Origin of the sequence: Paenibacillus sp. NEAU-GSW1, assembly GCF_009737085.1 — a bacterium.
In the GTDB taxonomy this organism is placed as follows: domain Bacteria; phylum Bacillota; class Bacilli; order Paenibacillales; family Paenibacillaceae; genus Pristimantibacillus.
Genome location: NZ_WOVL01000015.1, coordinates 102,078 through 123,624, shown reverse-complemented (window position 1 = coordinate 123,624; position 21,547 = coordinate 102,078). Strand labels below are relative to the sequence as shown.

Here is a 21,547-nt window from a genome sequence, read left to right as displayed (position 1 = left end):
CAGTAATTTGGTAACAGTATTTTCAAGTAGATCATTAAATGCATTTTCGGGTATATTAATCATCGAGTAGGGTCCTCCTCTTGGTGATGTCGCAATCCCGAGGATACCCTACTTTTTTATGTTCTGGGAAGACTCCAGATCATGGTACACAGACTATTTTACGTCACCGAAAACGGCGGATTGGTTGGAAATTAAGCTGTCCCGCAGCGTTATCGCTAAGTGAAGCAAGCCGATCCAAAATCCATGTAAACTATATTGCAGTTAAAAACAATGAACGCCTTCTCTGAAGGCGTTTTTTGCGTTTCACTAGCGGCAGCAGTTTTCGGGTGACAGGTATATTGACATGCTTCTCGAGGCGAATAATTTCAGTGCGAAGAAATTGGAAGTCCTATGCAATTCCGAGCCCGAAAATGTGCAATAACTGGCAGAAAAACGAACGAATGTGAATTCAATTTTCACAATTGGATTATTTTTCTTACAAATGTCAAATTACCTGACAAAAAAGTGTTGTGATTATACGTCATAATGCGGTAAAGTAGATATATAAGAATTAATGTTATTTTATATAACATAACCGTGATTATAAAACTTGACAATGAGTCGAAGTTTCGCAAGGGAAACCGTTTGCGAGTTGAAGGAGATGACATACAGATGCAGGAGATGCATGCTGACGGATAACGCGGACGGCGGGAGTTCAGAAAGAAAATATATAGAGAAGCAAGCTAGGAGATGAAATCTAATGACAACGAAGCAAACCAAGGCGCTTCTATTCTCGACGGTTGCGATGACCGTATCCTTCATTATTTGGTCCGTATTTTCTCCAATTGCCAGTCAGATTCAAGAGCTGTTCCAATTGAGCACGCTCGAGAAAAGCATTCTGATTGCGACTCCCGTATTGCTGGGGTCCATTATGCGAATTCCAATGGGGATATTGACGGATCGTTACGGCGGCAAAAAGGTGTTTACGATTACGATGCTGTTTTTGATCTTGCCTTTGATTGCGGCAGGGCTTGTTGATTCCTATGAATGGATGCTCGTTTGCGCATTGTTTATCGGGATGGCCGGTACGACGTTTGCAGTATCGCTGACGTTTGTATCCAGATGGTTCCCTCCGCAAAGACAAGGTTTCATTCTTGGCATCGCAGGGCTTGGCAATTTGGGCGGGGCAGGAGCCAATTTTCTTATCCCTACGATTTCAGAGCAATACGGTCTTCCTTGGGTATTCTTCAGTTTAGCAATCGTTATCGCAGTAATGGCTGTCGTTTTCTATACCTTCACTGAGGATCCCGCGGTTCAAGGCGAGCCAAAGACGATGAAGCAGTCATTATCCGTGTTGAAATACAAAACGACTTGGCAATTATCGATTTATTATTTTTTAACGTTCGGCGGCTTTGTCGCATTTAGCGTATATCTGCCGACGTTCTTGAAAGATTTGTTCGGGTTAAGCGCGTTAGACGCGGGCATGAAGACGGCTGGTTTTGTTCTCGTCGCAACGCTTATCCGACCGGCAGGCGGATACTTGGCGGATCGGTTCGGCAGCAAAAAAGTGCTGACTTTCGTGTTTGCCGGAATATTGGCATCCGCGCTTGCATTGTCGTTTTCGCTGGAACAGTTCAATACATTCAGCTTCCTATGCTTGTTTATTTCTGCGCTGCTTGGTTTAGGGAACGGCGCAGTTTTCAAAATGGTGCCGGAGGTGTCCTCCGGAAATACCGGAGCGGTGACTGGCATTGTCGGGGCGGCAGGCGGCGTCGGCGGATTTTTCCCTCCAATTGTGCTGGGGATGGTCAAGGATGCGACTGGCGATTATAATTTAGGATTTATATTTATGGTAATCTTCGCGCTGCTTTGCTTGGTTCTGTTGTTTGCAGCCCGGCGGCCTGCGAAGCAGCCGATTCAGAAGCAAATGGAACGGACTGCCTAGTGCGTTTCGAAAGAAAAAGCCTGCTGTTCATTGGAACAATAGGCTTTTTTTGTTGTTATCGCGATCGAACTTGCAGGTTAATGTTGCAAAGGTTTATAAATATGTTACGATGAAATTGATAATATATTAATCAATTAATATAAATATTAATATAAAACGAAGAAAGAAGGGAACGGCATGTATCCGCATCATAAAGAAGCAATTGAAGCGATTACGAACAAATTGAAGAACCGGGAAGGAACTGCGGGCATTATTATCGGAGGTTCGGTTGCGCACGGCTATGCAGATGAAACGTCCGATATCGACATCATTATCGTGCTCACCGACGAGCATTATGCTAAAGCGCAAGCGGCTAATGATCTCGGCTATTTTGAGACGGAGTCCTGTTCTTATGAAGGCGGTTATGTCGATGGTAAAGTTGTATCGGTTGATTATATAAAAAACGTTGCGAAATCTGGCAATGAGCCGTCCAAATTTGCATTTAAAGATGCTTTCGTCACATTCTCCCGTGTCGAAGGCTTGGAACAGCTGGTCGCGGAGGCTTCCAACTATCCGGTCGATAAGAAGGAAGAAAATATGACCAAGTTTTACGCGCAATTCGAGACGTGGAAGTGGTACTACTATGAAGGGTTAAAAAGAAACAACAAGCTGCTTATCGATTACTGTTTGACCAATTATGCGTTTTTTGCGGGCAGATTAATACTCGCTTATAATGAAACGCTGTTTCCTTCGTACAAATGGTTTAATCGCGTGCTCGAAGAGGTCAGCCATAAGCCGGACCGGTTTGTGCAGATGGTTGACGATGTTGTAGAACTGAAAAGCCCGGAGGCGGTAGAGCGATTGTATGAGGCTGTTATTCCATTTCATAACTGGTATACACAGGGCCACCATTGGACCGTTCAATTTATGCTCGACAGCCAAATGAACTGGACAGATGGGAGAGCCGTACCTATATTGGATATTTAAGCGTATGCTCGCCAGAGTAACAGCTCGCTGTTGATCCATGGTATATTCTTTGTACATAAGAAGCCTTTCCTTTTTGGATGTTTGGGTCGTACCTTCATTCTAATAAGAGATGGCTTCTTTTTGTTTGTTATTTAACAATTTAGCTATGTTAAACTCTAATGTTGATTTTTGAGCATAAGAAAACCGCCTTGGTGAATAAGGCGGTTTATTGAGCTATCGTTCCCGTTAGCTTAACCCTTATGAATCATGGCGTTCCCAGAATAGACAGAAGCACTTTTGAGTTCCCTCTTGAAACTTTTCCATACTGTGATTGTCCTTCAATAATTACTTCTAAAGAGTCTTTGTTTGGTGTTAGCCAAAAAGCATAAGTAACTGGTTCATACGAAACTGTGGGGTCTGTATTGACAGTTAGTATTTTATAATCAGGCTGCCGTGACATAGATACTATTGCGTTTTCCCAAGATACATCTTGTAAAATATCCATAATCTTATTTACTGTTTCATTGTCTTCAATTTTCTTATAAATAGAGAAGCCCTGTCCATCAGACTTGCTAATATGTAGATTAAGATTCTGCTTAGCTGGTTTATTTTGGTCACATGACACTAAAATAATCATCAAAAATAGAAGAAATCCAGTAATCAGTGCTTTTCTCATGGGACTCACCTCCTGCATTTAGAGTTACCATATATACTGACGGGAAAATTCCTTTAGAAGTTGCGCAAAACTTCCCGTTACCAAGAATAAGCAGACAGCCGAAGCTTTTTATTCGTGTAGTTCACAGTAAACAAGCACGATTTGACCAACATATTCTTCTTATTCGATGAGGTATTCTCATATTCCTTGCTGTCTATATAACGGAACCAAGCCAAATAATGTTGCAAATATTTGGTTGCTACACCATTGAAGTGGTCCATCCATTTCTTCAAGCAACTGTGGTAGCTGTTTACGTTTTGGATATGGTAATCGCCCTTGACACGCTGCGTTCCATCGGATTTGAATCGGTAATGAGCCAAACCTTTTGAATTCGCAGAAGAGCTGAATGCCCTCCACGAATCCGTGCAAAGCACGTTTGAGTCGGATAGATTTCCGCCAATGGCTTCATCCAACTTCGTGGTCTTAATACGCCCACGTCCAAGAACGCCAGAGTAGGTCATCTTCTGACGGTCACGGGCTACGAGGACGCAAACCTGGTCGTTGCTTATGCCACGATATTTGGATTTTCCGCCACGTTTTCTTGGCTTACGTTCAACGATATTCCGCTTGCCTTTTTCAGAGAACAGGAAATAGGTTTCGTCCATTTCGGGTTAAACATAGCCAAAATTATAAGTCTTGTAATATCCAGTATCTGATGAGAATTTAAAATATTACCATCAGTAGGTATTCCTTCATTTGGGTCTTCAACCCCTTTATATACATTTGTATCAGGTAATGGTCCAGACATCTTCAGTTCGTTGATAGGTACTCTATCAGCTTCTCCTAAATCATAGACATCGAGCCTTTCATCTACGGTTGCTTTAAGTCCAGTAACTATTTCGGCAGTTTGGATGGCTCTCTCTTGCGGGGATGAAAATACAAAATCAAAATTTATATTTTTGAGTTCATCTCTTAATCCCTGTGCTTGTTCTAATCCGTATTCATTTAACGGCAATCCCATTCTCCCTTGCATTTTCCGCTCTATATTTAAGTCGGTTTGACCGTGCCTAATTACATGAATTATATGTTAGCTCCCCCAATATCAAGGCTTAATCAATGTCTATTTCTTATTTGGAAAATTTTGATAACCTAAGTTTATCATAGGTCATATCCGTTGAGAACAGACAGCTTAGTTTAGAACCGATTGCTTCCTCCAGTCGAGTTTTTACAATCCTCCCCTGACCAACCACTTTCATAGCTAACAATTTAATAAACAGGTTAAAGGCAATCGGAGCAATTCGAATGATTCTGGAGAAGCGTCAGCGGTCGTTTTTGTGAGGGGATTCCAACCGCATCTCGTTAATTCACAGGAATCCCCGAGCAATGACGATCGGAAGAACATTCGAAATGCGCAGGTTGCTGTTTAACCAAATAAGCCGTCTCATCGTCAATTTACTGACTTTTGGGACAGCACGTTTTTTATTTTGTACAGAAAGTGAACCTTTTCTCGTTTGCCGACCAATAGAAGCAGAATGAAAAATCAATAGATATGAACTGGGGAATTGAGCTATGAAAAAAGTGATTATGGCAATCATAGTTGTTCTTATCATCGCAGCTTGCGGACAGACGGAAAAATCTAAATCTTCACCGCTTGATCTCGCCGCTGCGGTTCAAAGCACCGATTTAAGCTCGGAGCTTGGACAACTGGACCGATTTAACGCATCGGAGCAAGAGGTTCTCGCCGCGCTAGGCGAGCCGGAATTGCGATTAGAGACGAAGAAAGGAGAGAGCGTATTTCAATACAGCGGATACAATTATGTGCTCTATGGAGGGAAAGTTGTCCAAATTAACGTGGAAGCCGGACAACTGACGGCCAAGGGTTTGCAGATTGGCGATCAAGCGGAGCGAATCGCTGATGTATACGGGCCGAATTATTATGAGCGGAATTATGAGGGCTTATCTATTCAAGGTTATTTAGATAAGGAAAACAAGCGTGTCATTGAATTTATTAAGGAAGAGGAACGGATCGCTGTAATTGCCGTATCCGATTACTCGATTTTTGAACGATGAGAGCGTTGATTGCAATTGTACTTGCTTTGTTGCTCTTGTTTGTTTCTAGCCCGCCATTGCCGGCAGAGGCTTTGGAATCGGGACCAGAAGCTGTCATTGACGAACAAGAAATCGATAAGCTTATCAAGCAGGGGATGAAAGACTTCCATATTCCCGGCTTGGCGATTGGAATTGTAAAAGGCGGCCAAATCATTAGCCTAAAAGGCTACGGCATAGCGGATAAAGGCGGAAGAGCCGTAACGCCGGAAACGCCGTTTATTCTCGGATCAGTCAGCAAGTCGTTTACCGCTTTAGCGATCATGCAGCTTGCAGAGCAGGGAGCGGTCGATTTAGATTCGAGCGTACAGCGCTATTTGCCTTGGTTAGCGGCGGAAGATTCCACACAGACTCGTCTTGTAACCGTTCGGCAGCTTCTAAACCAGACGAGCGGGCTGTCTACGAACGATGGGAGGTCTATCTTGTATGTTTCGCAACGATCGCTAAAATCGGAGCTTCGAGAACAGCTGAACCGTAAAACAGATAAATTTTCAGGAAGCACTTTCCAGTATTCGAATACAAATTATATAATATTAGGAGAAATTGTAAGGCAAGCGTCAGGGATGTCCTACGAACAATATATGGAGAAACATATTTTTGGGCCATTGGAGATGCGCAACAGTTTTGCCGATGCCAATGATGCCGCTCAGAACGGATTGTCCAGCGGTTTTCAATCGCTGTTCGGCTGGACGATGCCGACAACTCCCAAAATTCGGCCATTCAATGTGCCTGCCGGATACTTGAGCGCCTCAGCGGAAGACATGACGCATTATTTGATCGCGCAAATAAATGGAGGAAGCTATAAGGACAACCGTATTTTAAGCGAGCAAGGAATGGAAACGATGCACATAAGGACGTCCGCGTTTCCATATGGCATGGGATGGTTTACCGATTCTGCAAAGCTTACGCACAGCGGGGATACGGAAAATTTTCACAGCGACATTATCATTCATCCTTCGACCGGCTGGGGGCTGGTTGTGCTGATGAACACCAATGATGCAGTAAAAACAATGGTGTACGGCAGCGCGTATGAGGAAATCTCGTATCGAATAATGGATGTCATTCTGAATACATACAGCCCGAATTTTCCGCTGTTAGTCCATTTTGGCCCTTTAGATTTATATTTGAACGGACTCATCCTTGCAAAACTTCTCTTTATTCTGGCTTCCGTTTATTCGCTTGTCCGCTCCATACGCAGGCACAATGCAAGGAGTGTGAAGCGGAAAGCGGTCAAGCTTATGTTGATTCTATTTCATATAGGAATACCGCTGGCGCTTCTTATTGAGATTCCCGTTATTTCGGATTCGTCTTGGCTTTTAATCGTTCATTATGTGGCGGGAGCAGGACATGCCTTGCTGTTTGGGTCGATCGCTTTGTTTGCGCTCGGATTATTGCACGCTATGGTATGGATCCGTTTCAAGAAGCGATAAGGCAGTGACCAATGACGTCAAGAGAGGAACAGAATAATGCCGAAATCCAGTCTTCTGGAAAAAGTTTTATTTCCGCCGGTGCGGTTGCATTCAAGAAAGCTTGCACTCGCAGCAGAGGGCAAAACGATATTAATTACAGGAGCAAGCTCGGGAATTGGCGAGCAGCTCGCCTATTTGCTTGCTCCATGCCGGGCGCATCTCATCCTGGTCGCCAGGAGAGCGGACAAGCTTAACGCCATGAAGCAGCATATCGAGAGGGAGCAAGCCAAAGTAAGCGTATATAGCGCAGATTTGCGGAATGAGGATGAAATGGCAGAGCTGCTGTCCAACTTGAACGGGCTTCCCGATGGCCTCGATATCATTGTCAGCAATGCGGGCCTGTCGATCAAACGGTCGATTTGGAATTCGCTCGACCGTCATCATGATTTCAAACGGACGATGGCGATTAATTATTTGGCGCCCGTACAGCTGCTGTTATCGGCATTGCCTGAACTGGAGCGGCGAAAGGGGCATATTATCAACGTTTCGACGATTAATGCGTCGCTGCTTCCGATTCCGCATTGGTCGGCTTATCAAGCCTCTAAATCGGCGTTTGACGTATGGCTGCGGTCGATTGCTCCGGAGTTAAATGCCAAAGGCATAGCGACGACTTCGATTTACTTGCCGTTAGTTCGAACGCCAATGATTTTGCCGACTGAAGCCTATCGCAACATGCCCGCAATGAGCGCCGTCCATGCCGCGCAAACGATCGCGAAGTCAATGTACACAAGACGCGCCAAATATGCGCCTTGGTGGCTGTTTGGCGGCCAGCTGGCATCTGTGCTGTTGCGAGGGGCGTGGGATAAGGTCGCGCCTGCGCTGCTGAGAAGGAGGAGATGAAGATGCGATTCTATTATCTCGTCTATGTGCTGCATCAATTAAATTGGCTGTCGCCGCTCGGGTTGTATCGCTTGCTAGCGGCAATTAGCCGTTACGGCGTCAATCTGTTGGCGTTGTTGAAAATAGCGGAGCGGGCATACGGCGGACGGATCGCATTGACGGATGACCGCGAAAGTGCAACCTATTCACAGCTGCTGGAACAGTCAGAGAAGCTGTCGTTTGCGTTGAAGCGGCAATATGGAATCATGAGCGGCAGCAAGGTCGCTTTTCTGTGTAAAAATCACGCTGCGCTGGTCAAAGGCATTTATGCGGTTTCCGGGACCGGCGCGGATATATATTTGCTTAACGCCGAGATGAGCGACGATCAATTCCGCCAGCTTCAAGAGGCGTATTCTTTTGACCTAATTATCTATGATGCAGAACGGATTGCGACTGTCGAACGCATCGCTCGCGGCACCCCGAAGCTCGCGGCTTGCCATGAACGGCTGCCGGCGGTTAATCGCTTGCTGGAGACAGCTTCGAACGAGGTGATGCCAAGCAGAAGACCGGGGCGTCATTCCTCGGGCAAATTGATGCTGCTGACTGGCGGCACTACCGGAAAGGCGAAAAGCGTTGCGCACAAGCCGTCGCTGATGAACTATTTGATTCCGTTCTCGACAATGCTGACGCGGCTGCGTCTTACGGAGTACAAGACGGCTTATATCGCTACGCCGATCTATCACGGCTACGGCATAGCGCTGCTGCTGTTATTCTCGGCGCTGGGCAAAAGAATGATTATAAGTGAAGGCTTTCATGCCGAGAAAGCGTGCGGGATCGTTCGGGAATACAAGGCGGAAGTTATATCCGTCGTTCCGTTAATGATCGAACGAATGCTAAAGCAGAACGCGGAAGATTTGAAATCGCTGGCTTGTATCGCTTCAGGCGGCGCTGAGCTCAATCCGCGCCTTGCTGCTGAAGTGTCCGCGAAGCTTGGAGATGTTCTGTACAATTTGTACGGGACGTCCGAAGCGGGATTGAACGTCATTGCGACACCGTATCATTTGAAATATTCCCCGAGCACGATCGGAAAGCTGATTAAGGGCGTCCGTCTTTACATCGTAGATCGGGATTATAATAGAGTCGCTGACGGCACGGTCGGCCAATTTTGCATTCGCAATGACTGGTCGATGAGAAATCGGCGCGGCAGCTGGATTGAAACCGGCGATCTAGGCTATCGGGATGAGAACGGCTACTATTTTTTGAAGGGCAGAGTGGATGACCGGATCGTTTCCGGCGGGGAAAATGTGTATCCGATCGAGCTTGAACGCATATTGCTGGAGCATCCGTCTGTAGAAGATGCGGCTGTCATTGGCATTGCTGACGAACAGTTTGGGCAAAGGTTAAAAGCGTTCGTGCAGACAGCTCCGGATGCGTATCTTACAGAAGAACAACTAACGGAATGGCTGCGTTCCAAGGCGGCAAGGTACCAAATGCCGAAGGGGATTGTGTTGATCGATCAAATTCCTTACACCCCTCTAGGCAAGCGCGATAAGAAGAGACTGAAGGAATGGCAAGCCGGTAATTGATATAGAAGGGGATGGAATTCGTTTGCGAAATGAACAATTGTTGTTGGTCGACGATGAGAAAGGCATCTTGACGATGCTCGAAACGCTGCTGCGTAAAGAAGGCTTTCAACGGATAATGACAGCTACTACGGCGGCGGAAGCGCTGCAATACGTTAAGACAAGCAGCGCGATTGAGCTTATCCTGCTTGATGTCATGCTCCCCGATATGGACGGCTTCGAGCTGTGCCAGCAAATTCGCAAGCTGACTTCCGTGCCGATTCTATTTGTTTCCGCCCGCACCGGCGATTTGGATAAGGTGATGGGGCTCGGCTTCGGCGGCGATGATTATATTACGAAGCCGTTTCATCCGATGGAAGTGGTTGCGAGAGTTAATGCGCAGCTGCGTCGCCATAACGTGTACAAGTCGAAGCCGCGAGCAAAGCCGCAGCTGCTTGATTTTGGCGTATTTGCGGTAAACAAAGGCTCCGGCCAGCTGCTTGTAAACGGCGCGGAAACGGCTTGTCCGGCAAAGGAGTTCGAGCTGCTCACTTTTTTGTGCGAGCATCCGAACCAAGTGTTTACCGCCATGCAGCTTTACGATCAAGTATGGGGGACGGCGTTGATGGGGGATGAAAAAACGGTTGTGATTCATATTTCCCGGCTTCGGAAAAAAATCGAACTCGACGCGGCAAACCCGCGAATCATCGTTAATATTCGAGGGATTGGTTATCGTTTTATGCCTCCGTCCAACCAAGGTGATGCCCATGAAAGCTAATATTCGGCTTATTTCTCGCCTTGCCGTTCATTTTATGATCAGTCTCGTACTGCTGAGTTTGCTTATAAGCTTTAGCATTTCTGTAATGGAATCGCTATGGCCTAAGGAGGGGGACGCTCAAGATGTCGCCATTCTATCGGGCATTGCGGGCGTCTTCGTCCTTTTTTTTATCGCCTATGGTTTATATATCGGAAGGCCGATTTTCTACATTGTCGGCAAAATTAATCGATTGGCTGACGGCTTATACAGCGATGCAAAAGCAAGTCCGTATAGGAAAGGCGGAAATAAGTTAAAAAGGCCCTATCGTTTGTACAAAGAGCTGGTCGAACATCTTGAACGGCTGTCTGAAACGCTGGAAGAGAGCAAGAATGAACGCGTCCGGCTGGATACGATGCAGAAGGAATGGATTGCCGGCATATCGCATGATCTCAAAACGCCGCTCACGTATATTAAAGGCTATTCTGAGCTGCTGCTTGCCCCCCAGTATGACTGGAGCGAAGAGGAGAAGACGAGGTTTCTGTCCGAAATTCAACAGAAGGCGAACCATATGGAAGAGCTGATCGGCGATCTGAATTTATCGTTCCGTCTTGAAGGACAGCAATTTCCCGTTAACTTGGAAAAAGGCGATCTGGTTGAATATGTTCGGCGCGTTGTCGCCGATGCGGCTAACGATCCGCGCGCGATAAATCACATTGTATCTTTCGAAACCGACATCGCGCATATTCAATCACAGATGGACGTTAAATTGCTGCAGCGAGCGCTGCTTAATTTAATGATCAACGCCATTGTGCATAATCCTAGCGGTACCCATTTACAGGTCCATATCCGTAAAGCTGCAGTTGTAAAAATCGTCATCGAGGATGACGGTGTAGGGATGAACGAAGAAACTGTAGCCCGTCTTTTTCAGAAATATTATCGCGGGACGACGACTGAGCGCGATTCCGAAGGCACCGGGCTGGGCATGGCAATTGCTAATCAAATCATTTTGGCGCATAACGGTCATATTGAAGTTAAGAGCGTGCCCCAAAGAGGAACGATCATAACAATATCGCTTCACTGCTAGAATTAAGCTGTATATTGCTTGCTGTTTACCCGATGTTTACTCTCAATGTCTACAATGCTTGTATGAAAGCATTGAACGATTGGGAGGCATACACATGTTGGAAGTGAATCAAGTAAGCAAAACGTACAAAAAAGACAAAGTGGCTTTGCACAACATTAACCTGCAATTAAAACCGGGCATTATTGGCTTGCTCGGGCCGAACGGCGCCGGCAAATCGACGTTTATGCGTATTGCGGCAACAATATCGCAGCCAAGTGAAGGGAACATGACTTGGGATGGAATCGATATTAGCAAGCGTCCTGACGAATTGCGCCGTACCCTCGGTTATTTACCGCAAGATTTTGGCGTCTATCCTCATTTAACCCCTCTTGAATTTTTGGAATACGCGGCAGCATTGAAAGGCATTGGCGGACGAAACGTCATCGCTCGCATATTGGAGCTTCTGGAGTTATTGAATTTGCAAGAAGTCCGCAAGCGGCCGATCGGCAGTTTCTCCGGGGGCATGCGGCAACGGATCGGCATCGCGCAGGCGCTGCTTAACGATCCGCAATTGCTTATTATTGATGAGCCGACAGTAGGACTTGATCCGGAGGAGCGGGTGCGGTTTCGAAGCTTGCTGACCGATCTTTCGGGAGAGAGAGTCATTATTTTCTCGACGCATATCGTTTCGGATATCGAAGCGACTGCGGACCAAATTGTCATGTTGTCGAAGGGGAAGTTGTTGACGCAGGCTGATCCTGAGCAGCTATTGCGCAGCATCCAGAGCAAGGTTTGGTCGGTTGTTATTCAGGAACAGCAGCTTCCGGAAGCTCGCGCCAAGTGGACGATCAGCGGAACGATTCGCCGCGAGGACGGTCTGCAGCTGCGGATCGTATCCGACCTTCAGCCCGATGCGCAAGCCACTCAGCTTGCTCCGAATCTCGAAGATGCCTACCTGTATGTTAGAACGACCCGGGAGGGTGCGTAACATGGCTGTATTCCGCTCGATTTACCATATCGCGCGAGCTGATTTGCTTGAACGGATCAGGCAGTACTCGTTTCTCGTTATGCTGGGATTGACGATAATTGGGGCTTACTTTTTCGTTCCTCCGATTGATTCAGAATATGTAACGCTTCATCTGGACGGACAATATCGGGGGATTTACAATACCGCTTGGGTAAGCGCGTCGGTCGCGCTTTCAACCGTTACGTTTCTCCCGCTGCTCGGGTTTTATTTGATCAAAAACAGCATTCAGCGTGACCGTCAAACAGGTGTTGGACAAATTATCGCCTCGACTACAGTGAAAAAGCTGACCTATATGCTGGGCAAGGCGATCAGCAATTTTGCCGTACTCACCATTATTATGGCTTGCGTTATGGTCATCACGCTTATTATGCAGCGGGTTCGCGGCGAAGTGCTGACCATCGAGTTCTGGCCGTTTATATCGCCGTTCTTATTTGTCACGCTTCCCGTACTGTCTGTCGTCGCGGCGCTGGCTGTTTTATTCGAATCGAGAAATGCATTGCAGGGAGGCCTTGGCAATGCGATTTATTTCGTGCTTTTCCTTGCCTACGCGACGACCTCCAGTCTGTTGCCTTCAGGTGTAACCCTCGTTACCTCCGATATGCTTCAGGAGCTTACGGCTCTAAAACCTGATTTCACGGGTACGTACGGCATGGGTTTTCTGACTGTCGAGCAGCCGTTGCAGTCGTTTGAGTGGCAAGGGGTGGATTGGACTGGGGAGCTTATTTTACGGCAATTGATTCCTTTTCCGATTGCCTTAGTTGTTGTGATTGCGGCTGCGCTTATGTTTCGCGGATTTCAGCAAGTGTCGGAACGAAAGGATAAAACTAGGAAATCTAAGGAGAAACAAGAAGATACCGCGGCTGCGCTTGAGCAAGGAGCTCGCTCTACGCCTCGGATTCGCGCAGCGGAACTTTCACCGGTATCGGAGCGAAATACGCTTCTTGCTTTAGTGATCGCTGAAGCCAGGCTCATGTTGAAGAAGGCGTCTCTTGGCTGGTATCTTATTGCCGCTGTATTAATCATATTGGGCGTTGCTTTGCCGACGCCTATTTCACTCAACTATATGATTTGGCCGTTTATTTGGCTGTGGCCGATCGTTCTTTGGTCTGGCATGGGAAATCGGGAGGCGCTTTATCGCACGCAGTTTCTTATTGCCGCAAGCCCGCGCGTCGTTGTCAGACAGTTATATGCGATATGGATTTCAGGCGTATCCATGTCGCTGGCAATCGCTTCGGGCATGCTGATACGGTTGGCGGCGGAAGGGGAGTTCAGCTATTTCACTTTTGGACTTGCAGCGGTCATATTAATTCCGAGCATTGCGCTTGCTTGCGGAGTGTTGACGAACACGAATCGTACGTTTGAGGTTTTGTATATGATTATTTGGTATATGGGTCCATTCAACCAGATGCCTTACCTTAATTTTTTGGGCTTTCAATCCGAAGGCTCGCTCCAAACGGCGCTCACTTCCAATGCCGGAGCGATGAGTTTAATCTATTTGGCAATAAGCGCAGCGCTGCTGCTCGTTGCATATTTGTGGCGTAAGCAGGCTTTGAGAGGAGAATGAAGATGAAATCATCATCATTTGGTTCGTTTGCTGCTAAATATGCGGCGGGGTTCGGTATCTTCGGCTTTGTGATCGGGATCATTCTGTTCATTCTATATTTAGCCGGAATACGGATTCCGGTCGTCATTGGAACAGAAACGTACGAGGGGATTGTCGGTTCGCTGTTCCTGTTGTTTGCGTCCCCCGTCGCGCTCAGCGTCATTGGTTTTATCATTTCCATTTTTGCGTTCTCAGCTCGGAGGAAGTGAGTTTAAGGGGGTGATTGTCAGTCGCTAAGCGCACATGGGAGAAGGGGCACGCCTACAAGTCGTATTAATGATTTGTAGGCATGCCCCTTCTTTTTAATTGTTATATGGATCGATGGTTTGGATGGTACCGTCTGCGTTGTATTTCAATTCCGTAAACTTTACGCTGCGCTTGTTGTCCGCTCCGCCGGACAACGAGCTGTCGTGATAGAACAAATACCACTTATCCTTGAACTGCACGATCGAATGATGGGTTGTCCAGCCGATGACCGGCGTCAAAATTTTTCCTTGGTATACATAAGGGCCTTCGATATTTTTACTGATGGCGTACACAATGTTATGCGTTGTGCCTGTAGAATACGATAAATAGTAGTACCCGTTGTATTTATGAACCCACGGTCCTTCGAAATATCTTCTTTCTTCATCGCCTGCCGTAATTGGCTGGCCATTCTCGTCGACGATGGAGATCTCTCTCGGTTCGTGCTTGAGCGAGAGCATATCGTCGCTAAGTTCCGCCATTCTAGGTCCAAGCGCAGGAGCATTCTCGGCAGGTCCTTCCGCATCGGGAACGTAGCTTCCTGTTTGCCATTTCTCGAGCTGACCGCCCCAAAGGCCGCCAAAGAACATATACGCCTTCTGATCTTCGTCTACATATACAGCGGGATCGATGCTGAAGCTTCCCTCTATATAATCGGGCTCAGGCGTAAAAGGACCGGATGGGGAAGCGCTCGTCGCTACGCCGATTCGGAATATATCGTCCTTGTCTCTTGCCGGGAAGAACAAGTAATAGGTGTTGTTTTTGTACGCTGCGTCAGGAGCCCAAAGCTGCTGTTTGGCCCAAGGGATGCTGCGAAGATGAAGCGCTTCTCCATGGTCGACGCAAGGCGCGTCGATATCTTCGAGCGAGAGGATATGGTAATCTTCCATATCGTACTGGTCGCCGTTGTCATTCGATTCCATGACGTGGTCAAGATCGTGTGAAGGATAAATATAAAGCTTATTTTCAAATACGTGTGCGGAAGGGTCTGCTGTGTAGATATGCTTAACTAGCGGTTCATTCGGTTTAACAGGTTCGGTCATTTTTACGTCCTCCTATAAATAAGCGAGATAGCAGTTTGTCTGCAATACTATTTTAACAAATTTTAAGCAGAATCAAACCTTTAAAAAGTATATATTTTAGCCAAAAAACTTTAGTCCCTTTCGATTTTATCCACGATATCGCTCAACACCGTGTTGTTGTCGGTTTGTATGCGTTCCTTGCTGCGGTTAGCGGCGAAATAATAGGGCATGTGGAACATATCTTCAAGTTTTTCTGGAGTCATAAAACGGGGAGAAACTCGCATGCGGACGTCCGCTGCTGCAACGGGCGATTTTGTGGCCAGCAGAAAGCCCCAATCTTCATTATCCTCGAGCACATAGTTATGATAAGGAAGCGTGAAAAAGCCGGCTTTGCGAAGTGTCGCTTGGATGCTCCAATAGTAATCCGGCATCCATAGAGGGGTTGAGCAAGCGACCGCCATCGCTCCGTCTTCTTCCAGAGACTCCATCAGCAAGCTGAAAAACTCCAAACTGTATAGTCTCGAAAGCTCCGGACACTGGGACGAGGGCTCGGGCACATCAATGATAATGACATCCCATTTCGTCGGATGCTTCTCGATAAACCGCCTTCCGTCGTCGATAAAGGTTAGTACTTTCGGATGGTTTAACGCGCCGTTATTAAAAGAGACCAATTCATTCAGATGTTTGCCGAATTGAATGATTTCTTCATCGACATCGACGGTGACAATCGACTCGACATCGGGATAGCGCAGCGCCTCTCGTGTCGTCACGCCCCCTCCGCCCCCGATGATAAGCACTTTCTTCCGGTGTTCGGCGGCTGCCATCGGAATATGCATCATCGCCTCGGCATACCGATCTTCACTTTCCGATGTGCTGAGCATGACATCGCCGTTGCAATAAATCCACAGTTCGCCCTCCGTTTCGACGAGAGCGATACGCTGGGTCGGCGTTTTATATTTTTTTACGATACGGTAGCCGCCTTCCGGCTCCTGGTCCTCGCGAATATATCCTCGGATAAAGCCTTCTCCCCAAAACTGCCAGTGGATAAATTTTAGAATGAAAACAGACAGCGCGCCAACGAAACACCATAATAATGGACTCATGACATCCTCCTTCTGTACGGTAAAATGAGAGCTTGTCTCCAATTCTACTTATCCTATTCAGGTGAAGCGGAATGGCATGGTCATTTGTTCGATGGAAGCCAGTTAACAACAAAAATATTACAAAATCTGCTACCCCGGCGGCTTAACTTAGAGTACGATGGATGTGGACAGGAGGGGGAATGGAATGAAGAGTATATACATTGTGATGATTGTTGTTCTGGTTGCCATGCTCGCGACGGCTTGCGACAGGAACGCCGCAGTCGATAAAAACGGCGCCGTAACGAATGCGAAGGTGAAAATTACGGTTTGGCACAACTTTGAGGGCGATGACCTTCGCGCCATAACGGTAAGGAGACTCATCAATCAATATATCGCGGAACACCCTAATGTCGAGGTTGACGCTCACGCTATTCCAGTAGACGAGTATCGTCTTCGTCTCAAAGAAGCTGCGGCGGCGAATGCATTGCCCGATCTGTTTTTTGTTTATGCAGGCAGCCAATCGCAGCAATTGTACGATGACGGCATGCTGCAGCCGATTACAGAACTTGCGGATCGGTATCCGGAGTGGAAAAACAATTTTATCGAAGATGCGTTCAGCCGTTTCGAATTTGAAGAAGGGCAAATCTATTCGGCCCCGATCGGAATGTCCGCTACCTCATTTCTATATTACAATCAGGAGCTGTTCGAGAGGTACGGCGCAAAAGTGCCTGCGACCTGGACAGAGCTGCTGTCAGCCATTCATGTTTTTAACGACAACGGCATAACGCCTATTGCGCTCGGCAACAAAGCGGCTTGGGTTGCTCAATCGACAATACTCGGTTCGCTTGCCGATCGCGTAACCGGTACGGAATGGTTTATGCGCGCTGTGGCGCAGGACGGCGCTTCTTTTACCGATCCCGTCTTTATTGATGCGCTGTACAAGTTTAAACAGCTCGCCGACAATAAGGCGTTCCAAGACGGCGCAAACAGCATGGATAATACGCAAGCCGAACAATATTTTATACAAGGAAAAGCAGCGATGATGATTAGCGGCGCATGGTCGCTAACGAATCTCGCCGCATCGGCAACACCGGAGATGCTTACTTCGATCGATGTTACAACGATGCCGGGTATTGAAGGCGGAGAGGGAGGAGCGAACACGCTGTCAGGAGGAGCGGGAGGCGGCTTCGCACTAAACAAAGCTACGGCAGGGGCAGCCAAGCAGGCTGCTTTGGATCTCTTCTACACAGTCAGCGGCCCGGAGGGACAAACCGCAATTGCCGAAAGCAATTCGATGGTGATGTATAAGGTGGATTTGGAAGAGTATAAAGTAAGCCCGCTTTATTTTAGAGCGTTTGCGCTGGCGATAGGGTCGGAAATTACGCCGGTATATGACGCCTATTTGTCAGCGGAAGCCAGCGAGTCTATTAATAGCGGCTTGCAAGAGCTGATGAGGGGAGGCAAACCGGAGGATGTAGCGAAAAAGCTCCAGGATGCGCAAGCGCGCTCGCTGCAAAAATGAGCTTTTGAAGCAGGAAATGTTTGTTAGGCACAGAGGAAAATGATGTAAAATATTGAAAAGAGTCTTTGACCATACTGATATTCGACATGATTAGAAGACCTTCAAAGCGGAGTATAACAATGACAAAACGGTAACTGGACATAATTTGCATATATAGAATAATATAGATACTAAACGGTGATGTAATATTGTTAAGGAGCGGATTCGACTTGAACATTCAGAAGCTTACTTGGGCAGGCGTGCGTTTGGAGAGCGGCGGTTCTAGCATTGCAATTGATCCATTGTTTCATTTTCCGGCGAAATTCGGCAAGCCAAATGAAGAAATGCTGCCTCTGGATACATTCGGCACAGTGGATGCGGTCTTCATTACGCATCACCATGATGATCATTTCGATCCGGAAGCCATCAAACAGTTCTATGGCGATGTGCCGGTGTATGCCCCAACTGCTGCTTTGCCTATTATGGGCGAGCGGGGACTGAAGCAGCTTATCGGCGTTGAGCTTGGCGAAACGATCGAAGTCGGTCAGCTGAAAGTAACGGCGGCACAATCGGTTGACGGCTTTGGCGCTCCGCAAGTTTCCTGGGTTGTGGATGGCGAAGGCATGAAGGCGCTGCATTGCGGAGATACGCTGTGGCATGGTTATTGGTGGACGATTCGAAGGCAGCACGGTCCGTTCGATGCCGTATGTTTGCCGGTCAACAGCGCGGTCATTACGATTCCTGGATTGAAGACAAGCAGCATCCCGGCTACGCTCGCTCCTGAGCAGGCGGTAGTTGCGGCTACGCTGCTGGACGCTTCCTATCTCATTCCAATTCATTATGGAACGATTCATAACCCTCCTGCCTATATTCAGACGCCGGACTTAATCGAGAGGCTGGAGAGCAGCGCGCATGGAAATGTAGAGCTTTCACTGCTGAAGCCAGGGGAGTCGCTGTTGCTGGCCGGAGCAAAAAAATAAAAATACTCGGCAACAATCAAAGCATCGACGCACTTATATCGATATAAAGCTCGTATTAGAACGCGGTTTGCAAGGCTTCAGCATGGATGACCTTGCGCAGCGCGCCGGGGTCAGCCAACCGACGATCTACCGACGATGGCGATCGAAGGAAGAAATGATTTCCGACACGATCGGTTTTTCTTCCAATCCGGTCGAGCTGCCTGAAAGCGGCAATGCGCTGGAGGATATTAAGGACATCTTGCTGAACATGCTCCAATCAATGGACGCGATGTTCGCAGGAGCGCCTTTCTCGCCCAGATTAATTGCGAGCATGCTGGATTCGGCATTTATTCTTGAGCAGTACCGCAACGATTTTATATTGCCAAGAAGGGTGCTTTATACAAGAAAGGTTCGCGAAGGCAAGGAACGGGGCGAAATTCGTCGTGATGCCGACGATGAAGTGCTAGTCGATCTCGTTTGCGGCGCCTATATTTACTGTGTGTTGTTCAGACCGGAAGTGTTTGATCGGCAAATGTGGTTTAAGCAAGTTTTCGACCTGGTGAAAAATGGCGTTGCAAGCCTCCGCAACGAATTGAAATGAATCGAGCAGTTTCTTAGGCCGGTGATTCGGCCCTGGGAACTGCTCGTTTTTTTATATTGACGGCGATTCCAAGCGTGCTCGAATGCGAGCGGCTGCTATCCGCATATATATGAAGAAATGAATCCGGTAAAGGATGAAGACAGCACATGGACATGGGGATTTTGCGCGATCGCATGAACAGTCTGGCAGTCGAAGCGCTGCGACTGCAATCGTCAGACGGCGCATGGCGGTTTTGTTATGATTCGGGCACGATGACGGACAGTTATTTAATTATTGTTATGACAGCGCTCGGAATTAAGGACTCAAATTTAGTGCAAGCTTTGGCCGGCAGAATAGCGTCGAGGCAGCAAGCGAACGGGGGCTGGAAGCTTTATCCGGATGAGGAAGAAGGACATCTGGAGACGACGGCGGAAGCATGCTACGCGCTGCTTTGTGCAGGCTTTTATACGGCTGCGCATCCGCGTATCGCGATGGCTAAACAGTTTGTACGCTCCCGCGGTGGATTGTCCAAGGCGAAGAGCTTGCTCACGCAGGTCATCTTTGCCGCTACCGGCCAGGCCGATTGGCCGAGGCAGCTTCGCATGCCGTTAACTGTTTTTTTCAACAAGCTTGGAATCGGATTTGATTTGTATTCACTTTCCGGCCATGCCCGCGCTCATTTGATACCCGCGCTAATTATGGCAAACCGCCAATTTGTTGCGCGAAATTCCGCGCTGCCGGATTTATCCGATCTGTTTGCGGGAAGCTCAAGAAGCTTTGAGAATGACGATACGTGGATATCGGTGTTAAGCGGATTCCTGTCTACGCTGCCCCTTGACGGATTGACTTCGCTCGGAGAGTCGGATGCGTTGGAGCAAGCAAAAGCTTATATGCTCGATCGAGTGGAGCCCAACGGCACGCTGCTCACGTATGCCACATCGACCCTGCTCATGATTCTTGCGCTTGCCGCGCTCAATTATTCGCCGCAATCGACATTAATTCATCAATTGCTGCGCGGGCTTCGATCTATGGGATGTTCAGACCGGCCGCATATCCAGATAGCGACATCCGAAGTATGGGATACAGCGCTGCTCAGCCATGCGCTGCGGCAAGCGGGAACGCCGCCGCATTCGAATCCCTTATTGAATGCGGCGTTATATTTGGCTGTCAGGCAGCAAAGCCGGGTGGGCGATTGGTCGAAGCGCAGTCCGGATACGGAAGCGGGCGGCTGGGGATTTTCCGATGTCAACACGCTATATCCGGATGTGGATGATACGATTGCCGCGCTAAGGGCGCTTCGGCCGTATCGAGAAGGTCTCCCGGACGGAGTTGCTAAATGGCAGCGCGGCCTGAACTGGGCGCTCGCTATGCGAAACGACGACGCCGGATGGCCAGCTTTTGAGCGGAAGGGAAGGCGGCTGCCGACCGAGCTGTTTAATTTCGAAGGCGTCTCGGACATTGCCTCCGATCCATCGACCGTCGATTTAACGAGCCGCGTGCTAAGCTTTCTTGGCGAGGAACTGGATATGACGATCGGCCATCGCTGGATTGATGATTCCGTGCAATGGGTGCTCTCGCAGCAAAGAAGGGACGGGAGCTGGTACGGAAGATGGGGCATCTGCTATATCAACGGAACGGGTGCGGCTGTTCAAGGCTTGACGGCGCTTGGGATGGCGAGCGACCATCCTGCGATTAAGAAAGCGGTCAAATGGATATTAAGCATCCAGAACGAGGACGGCGGCTGGGGCGAATCGTGCATAAGCGATAAGGTGAAGCGATATGTTCCTTTATCGGCAAGCACGCCGTCGCAAACGGCTTGGGCGCTGGATGTGCTGATCGCGGGAAGCGACAAGCTGACGCCTGAGCTGGAGAGAGGGGCGGAAGCGTTAGTGCGTGCGCTGGACAATAAAAGCTGGACGTATTTCTATCCGACCGGAGCAATGCTGCCCGGCAGCGTCTACGCTAATTATCCGAGCTACAACTATATATGGCCGTTGCTCACCATGTCCGCTTTCTTGAAAAAGTATGATGTTTAGGCAAGGGACGGCTCTTTCATCCCGCCAGTTAGGCTGTAAAGCACCAATACAGCTGAGAAAGGCAACCGAGCGAAGCAGGTTCACTGAATAGCGAAGCGAATTTCGCTAAACTGGCGAAAGATGTAAGCTATCGCCCGGTTAACGAACCAGATTGCGCTTTTCGCGAACCAGCATTCACAAATAGCGCAACTCGC

The 21,547-nt window shown here is 48.0% G+C and carries 19 protein-coding genes and 1 pseudogene; 15 read left to right on the top strand and 5 right to left on the bottom strand.

All coding sequences use genetic code 11. The features are described 5' to 3' along the window. Positions 1–739 precede the first annotated feature (739 nt). Complete coding sequence (locus tag GOM71_RS13765; RefSeq protein ID WP_156281991.1) at positions 740–1,924, top strand: MFS transporter; 1,185 nt, start codon at positions 740–742, stop codon at positions 1,922–1,924. Positions 1,925–2,101: 177 nt separating this feature from the next. Continuing rightward, entirely contained in the window at positions 2,102–2,890 is a 789-nt protein-coding gene (locus GOM71_RS13760; protein WP_156281989.1) for a nucleotidyltransferase domain-containing protein, read from the top strand. A gap of 244 nt (positions 2,891–3,134) precedes the next feature. On the opposite strand, the gene GOM71_RS13755 is transcribed toward GOM71_RS13760, so the two are convergent. The 3 genes and pseudogenes from GOM71_RS13755 to GOM71_RS13745 form a co-directional block, all read right to left on the bottom strand. Then, positions 3,135–3,545: a YhfM domain-containing protein gene (locus GOM71_RS13755; RefSeq protein ID WP_156281987.1), complete on the bottom strand. Its 411-nt coding sequence runs from the start codon at positions 3,543–3,545 to the stop codon at positions 3,135–3,137. Between the two features lie 77 nt (positions 3,546–3,622). Then, positions 3,623–4,192 (bottom strand): annotated as a pseudogene (locus GOM71_RS13750) (IS1595 family transposase); the annotation flags it as partial. Then, positions 4,090–4,545, bottom strand: coding sequence for a histidine phosphatase family protein (locus GOM71_RS13745; RefSeq protein WP_253944837.1), 456 nt, complete (start codon positions 4,543–4,545; stop codon positions 4,090–4,092). The pseudogene GOM71_RS13750 and the gene GOM71_RS13745, both read right to left, overlap by 103 nt. Positions 4,546–5,093: 548 nt before the next feature. Between GOM71_RS13745 and GOM71_RS13740 the strand changes: the two genes are divergently transcribed. The 9 genes from GOM71_RS13740 (at position 5,094) to GOM71_RS13700 (ending at position 14,139) form a co-directional block, all read left to right on the top strand. Next, a complete protein-coding gene (locus tag GOM71_RS13740) occupies positions 5,094–5,594 on the top strand; it encodes a hypothetical protein (protein ID WP_156281985.1) in 501 nt (166 codons plus the stop codon). Next, positions 5,591–7,060, top strand: coding sequence for a serine hydrolase domain-containing protein (locus tag GOM71_RS13735; RefSeq protein ID WP_156281983.1), 1,470 nt, complete (start codon positions 5,591–5,593; stop codon positions 7,058–7,060). Before GOM71_RS13740 ends, GOM71_RS13735 begins: the two co-directional genes overlap by 4 nt. 36 nt (positions 7,061–7,096) lie before the next feature. Next, on the top strand, positions 7,097–7,939 hold the full coding sequence (locus GOM71_RS13730; protein ID WP_156281981.1) for an SDR family NAD(P)-dependent oxidoreductase: 843 nt from the start codon (positions 7,097–7,099) through the stop codon (positions 7,937–7,939). A gap of 2 nt (positions 7,940–7,941) precedes the next feature. Then, the gene (locus GOM71_RS13725) at positions 7,942–9,504 is read left to right on the top strand and encodes an AMP-binding protein (protein WP_156281979.1); all 1,563 of its coding nucleotides are present in this window, start codon (positions 7,942–7,944) and stop codon (positions 9,502–9,504) included. A 22-nt stretch (positions 9,505–9,526) separates the two neighbouring features. Next, a complete protein-coding gene (locus GOM71_RS13720; protein ID WP_156281977.1) occupies positions 9,527–10,258 on the top strand; it encodes a response regulator transcription factor in 732 nt (243 codons plus the stop codon). Further along, positions 10,248–11,321: a sensor histidine kinase gene (locus GOM71_RS13715; RefSeq protein WP_173275601.1), complete on the top strand. Its 1,074-nt coding sequence runs from the start codon at positions 10,248–10,250 to the stop codon at positions 11,319–11,321. Before GOM71_RS13720 ends, GOM71_RS13715 begins: the two co-directional genes overlap by 11 nt. 94 nt (positions 11,322–11,415) lie before the next feature. Beyond that, positions 11,416–12,288: an ABC transporter ATP-binding protein gene (locus GOM71_RS13710; protein ID WP_156281973.1), complete on the top strand. Its 873-nt coding sequence runs from the start codon at positions 11,416–11,418 to the stop codon at positions 12,286–12,288. Between the two features lies 1 nt (position 12,289). Further along, on the top strand, positions 12,290–13,891 hold the full coding sequence (locus GOM71_RS13705; protein ID WP_156281971.1) for an ABC transporter permease: 1,602 nt from the start codon (positions 12,290–12,292) through the stop codon (positions 13,889–13,891). 2 nt (positions 13,892–13,893) lie between these two features. Next, positions 13,894–14,139, top strand: coding sequence for a hypothetical protein (locus GOM71_RS13700; protein WP_156281969.1), 246 nt, complete (start codon positions 13,894–13,896; stop codon positions 14,137–14,139). 93 nt (positions 14,140–14,232) lie between these two features. On the opposite strand, the gene GOM71_RS13695 is transcribed toward GOM71_RS13700, so the two are convergent. Both GOM71_RS13695 and GOM71_RS13690 read right to left on the bottom strand, forming a co-directional pair. Next, on the bottom strand, positions 14,233–15,216 hold the full coding sequence (locus GOM71_RS13695) for a glycoside hydrolase family 43 protein (RefSeq protein ID WP_156281967.1): 984 nt from the start codon (positions 15,214–15,216) through the stop codon (positions 14,233–14,235). A gap of 110 nt (positions 15,217–15,326) precedes the next feature. After that, positions 15,327–16,298, bottom strand: coding sequence for a spermine/spermidine synthase domain-containing protein (locus GOM71_RS13690; protein WP_156281965.1), 972 nt, complete (start codon positions 16,296–16,298; stop codon positions 15,327–15,329). A 184-nt stretch (positions 16,299–16,482) separates the two neighbouring features. Between GOM71_RS13690 and GOM71_RS13685 the strand changes: the two genes are divergently transcribed. From GOM71_RS13685 to GOM71_RS13670, 4 genes are all read left to right on the top strand, one after another. Beyond that, positions 16,483–17,799, top strand: coding sequence for an extracellular solute-binding protein (locus tag GOM71_RS13685; RefSeq protein ID WP_156281963.1), 1,317 nt, complete (start codon positions 16,483–16,485; stop codon positions 17,797–17,799). Positions 17,800–18,008: 209 nt separating this feature from the next. After that, on the top strand, positions 18,009–18,758 hold the full coding sequence (locus GOM71_RS13680; RefSeq protein WP_156281961.1) for an MBL fold metallo-hydrolase: 750 nt from the start codon (positions 18,009–18,011) through the stop codon (positions 18,756–18,758). A gap of 37 nt (positions 18,759–18,795) precedes the next feature. After that, a complete protein-coding gene (locus GOM71_RS13675) occupies positions 18,796–19,338 on the top strand; it encodes a TetR/AcrR family transcriptional regulator (protein WP_367649603.1) in 543 nt (180 codons plus the stop codon). A 146-nt stretch (positions 19,339–19,484) separates the two neighbouring features. Next, complete coding sequence (locus GOM71_RS13670) at positions 19,485–21,353, top strand: prenyltransferase/squalene oxidase repeat-containing protein (protein ID WP_253944836.1); 1,869 nt, start codon at positions 19,485–19,487, stop codon at positions 21,351–21,353. Positions 21,354–21,547 lie beyond the last annotated feature (194 nt).

What these genes read in the sequence shown, in the direction of transcription:
- GOM71_RS13765 (WP_156281991.1), top strand. Translation starts at nt 740, where the DNA reads ATGACAACGAAGCAAACCAAGGCGCTTCTATTCTCGACGGTTGCGATG.
- GOM71_RS13760 (WP_156281989.1), top strand. Translation starts at nt 2,102, where the DNA reads ATGTATCCGCATCATAAAGAAGCAATTGAAGCGATTACGAACAAATTG.
- GOM71_RS13755 (WP_156281987.1), bottom strand. Translation starts at nt 3,545, where the DNA reads ATGAGAAAAGCACTGATTACTGGATTTCTTCTATTTTTGATGATTATT.
- GOM71_RS13745 (WP_253944837.1), bottom strand. Translation starts at nt 4,545, where the DNA reads ATGGGATTGCCGTTAAATGAATACGGATTAGAACAAGCACAGGGATTA.
- GOM71_RS13740 (WP_156281985.1), top strand. Translation starts at nt 5,094, where the DNA reads ATGAAAAAAGTGATTATGGCAATCATAGTTGTTCTTATCATCGCAGCT.
- GOM71_RS13735 (WP_156281983.1), top strand. Translation starts at nt 5,591, where the DNA reads ATGAGAGCGTTGATTGCAATTGTACTTGCTTTGTTGCTCTTGTTTGTT.
- GOM71_RS13730 (WP_156281981.1), top strand. Translation starts at nt 7,097, where the DNA reads ATGCCGAAATCCAGTCTTCTGGAAAAAGTTTTATTTCCGCCGGTGCGG.
- GOM71_RS13725 (WP_156281979.1), top strand. Translation starts at nt 7,942, where the DNA reads ATGCGATTCTATTATCTCGTCTATGTGCTGCATCAATTAAATTGGCTG.
- GOM71_RS13715 (WP_173275601.1), top strand. Translation starts at nt 10,248, where the DNA reads ATGAAAGCTAATATTCGGCTTATTTCTCGCCTTGCCGTTCATTTTATG.
- GOM71_RS13710 (WP_156281973.1), top strand. Translation starts at nt 11,416, where the DNA reads ATGTTGGAAGTGAATCAAGTAAGCAAAACGTACAAAAAAGACAAAGTG.
- GOM71_RS13705 (WP_156281971.1), top strand. Translation starts at nt 12,290, where the DNA reads ATGGCTGTATTCCGCTCGATTTACCATATCGCGCGAGCTGATTTGCTT.
- GOM71_RS13700 (WP_156281969.1), top strand. Translation starts at nt 13,894, where the DNA reads ATGAAATCATCATCATTTGGTTCGTTTGCTGCTAAATATGCGGCGGGG.
- GOM71_RS13695 (WP_156281967.1), bottom strand. Translation starts at nt 15,216, where the DNA reads ATGACCGAACCTGTTAAACCGAATGAACCGCTAGTTAAGCATATCTAC.
- GOM71_RS13690 (WP_156281965.1), bottom strand. Translation starts at nt 16,298, where the DNA reads ATGAGTCCATTATTATGGTGTTTCGTTGGCGCGCTGTCTGTTTTCATT.
- GOM71_RS13685 (WP_156281963.1), top strand. Translation starts at nt 16,483, where the DNA reads ATGAAGAGTATATACATTGTGATGATTGTTGTTCTGGTTGCCATGCTC.
- GOM71_RS13670 (WP_253944836.1), top strand. Translation starts at nt 19,485, where the DNA reads ATGGACATGGGGATTTTGCGCGATCGCATGAACAGTCTGGCAGTCGAA.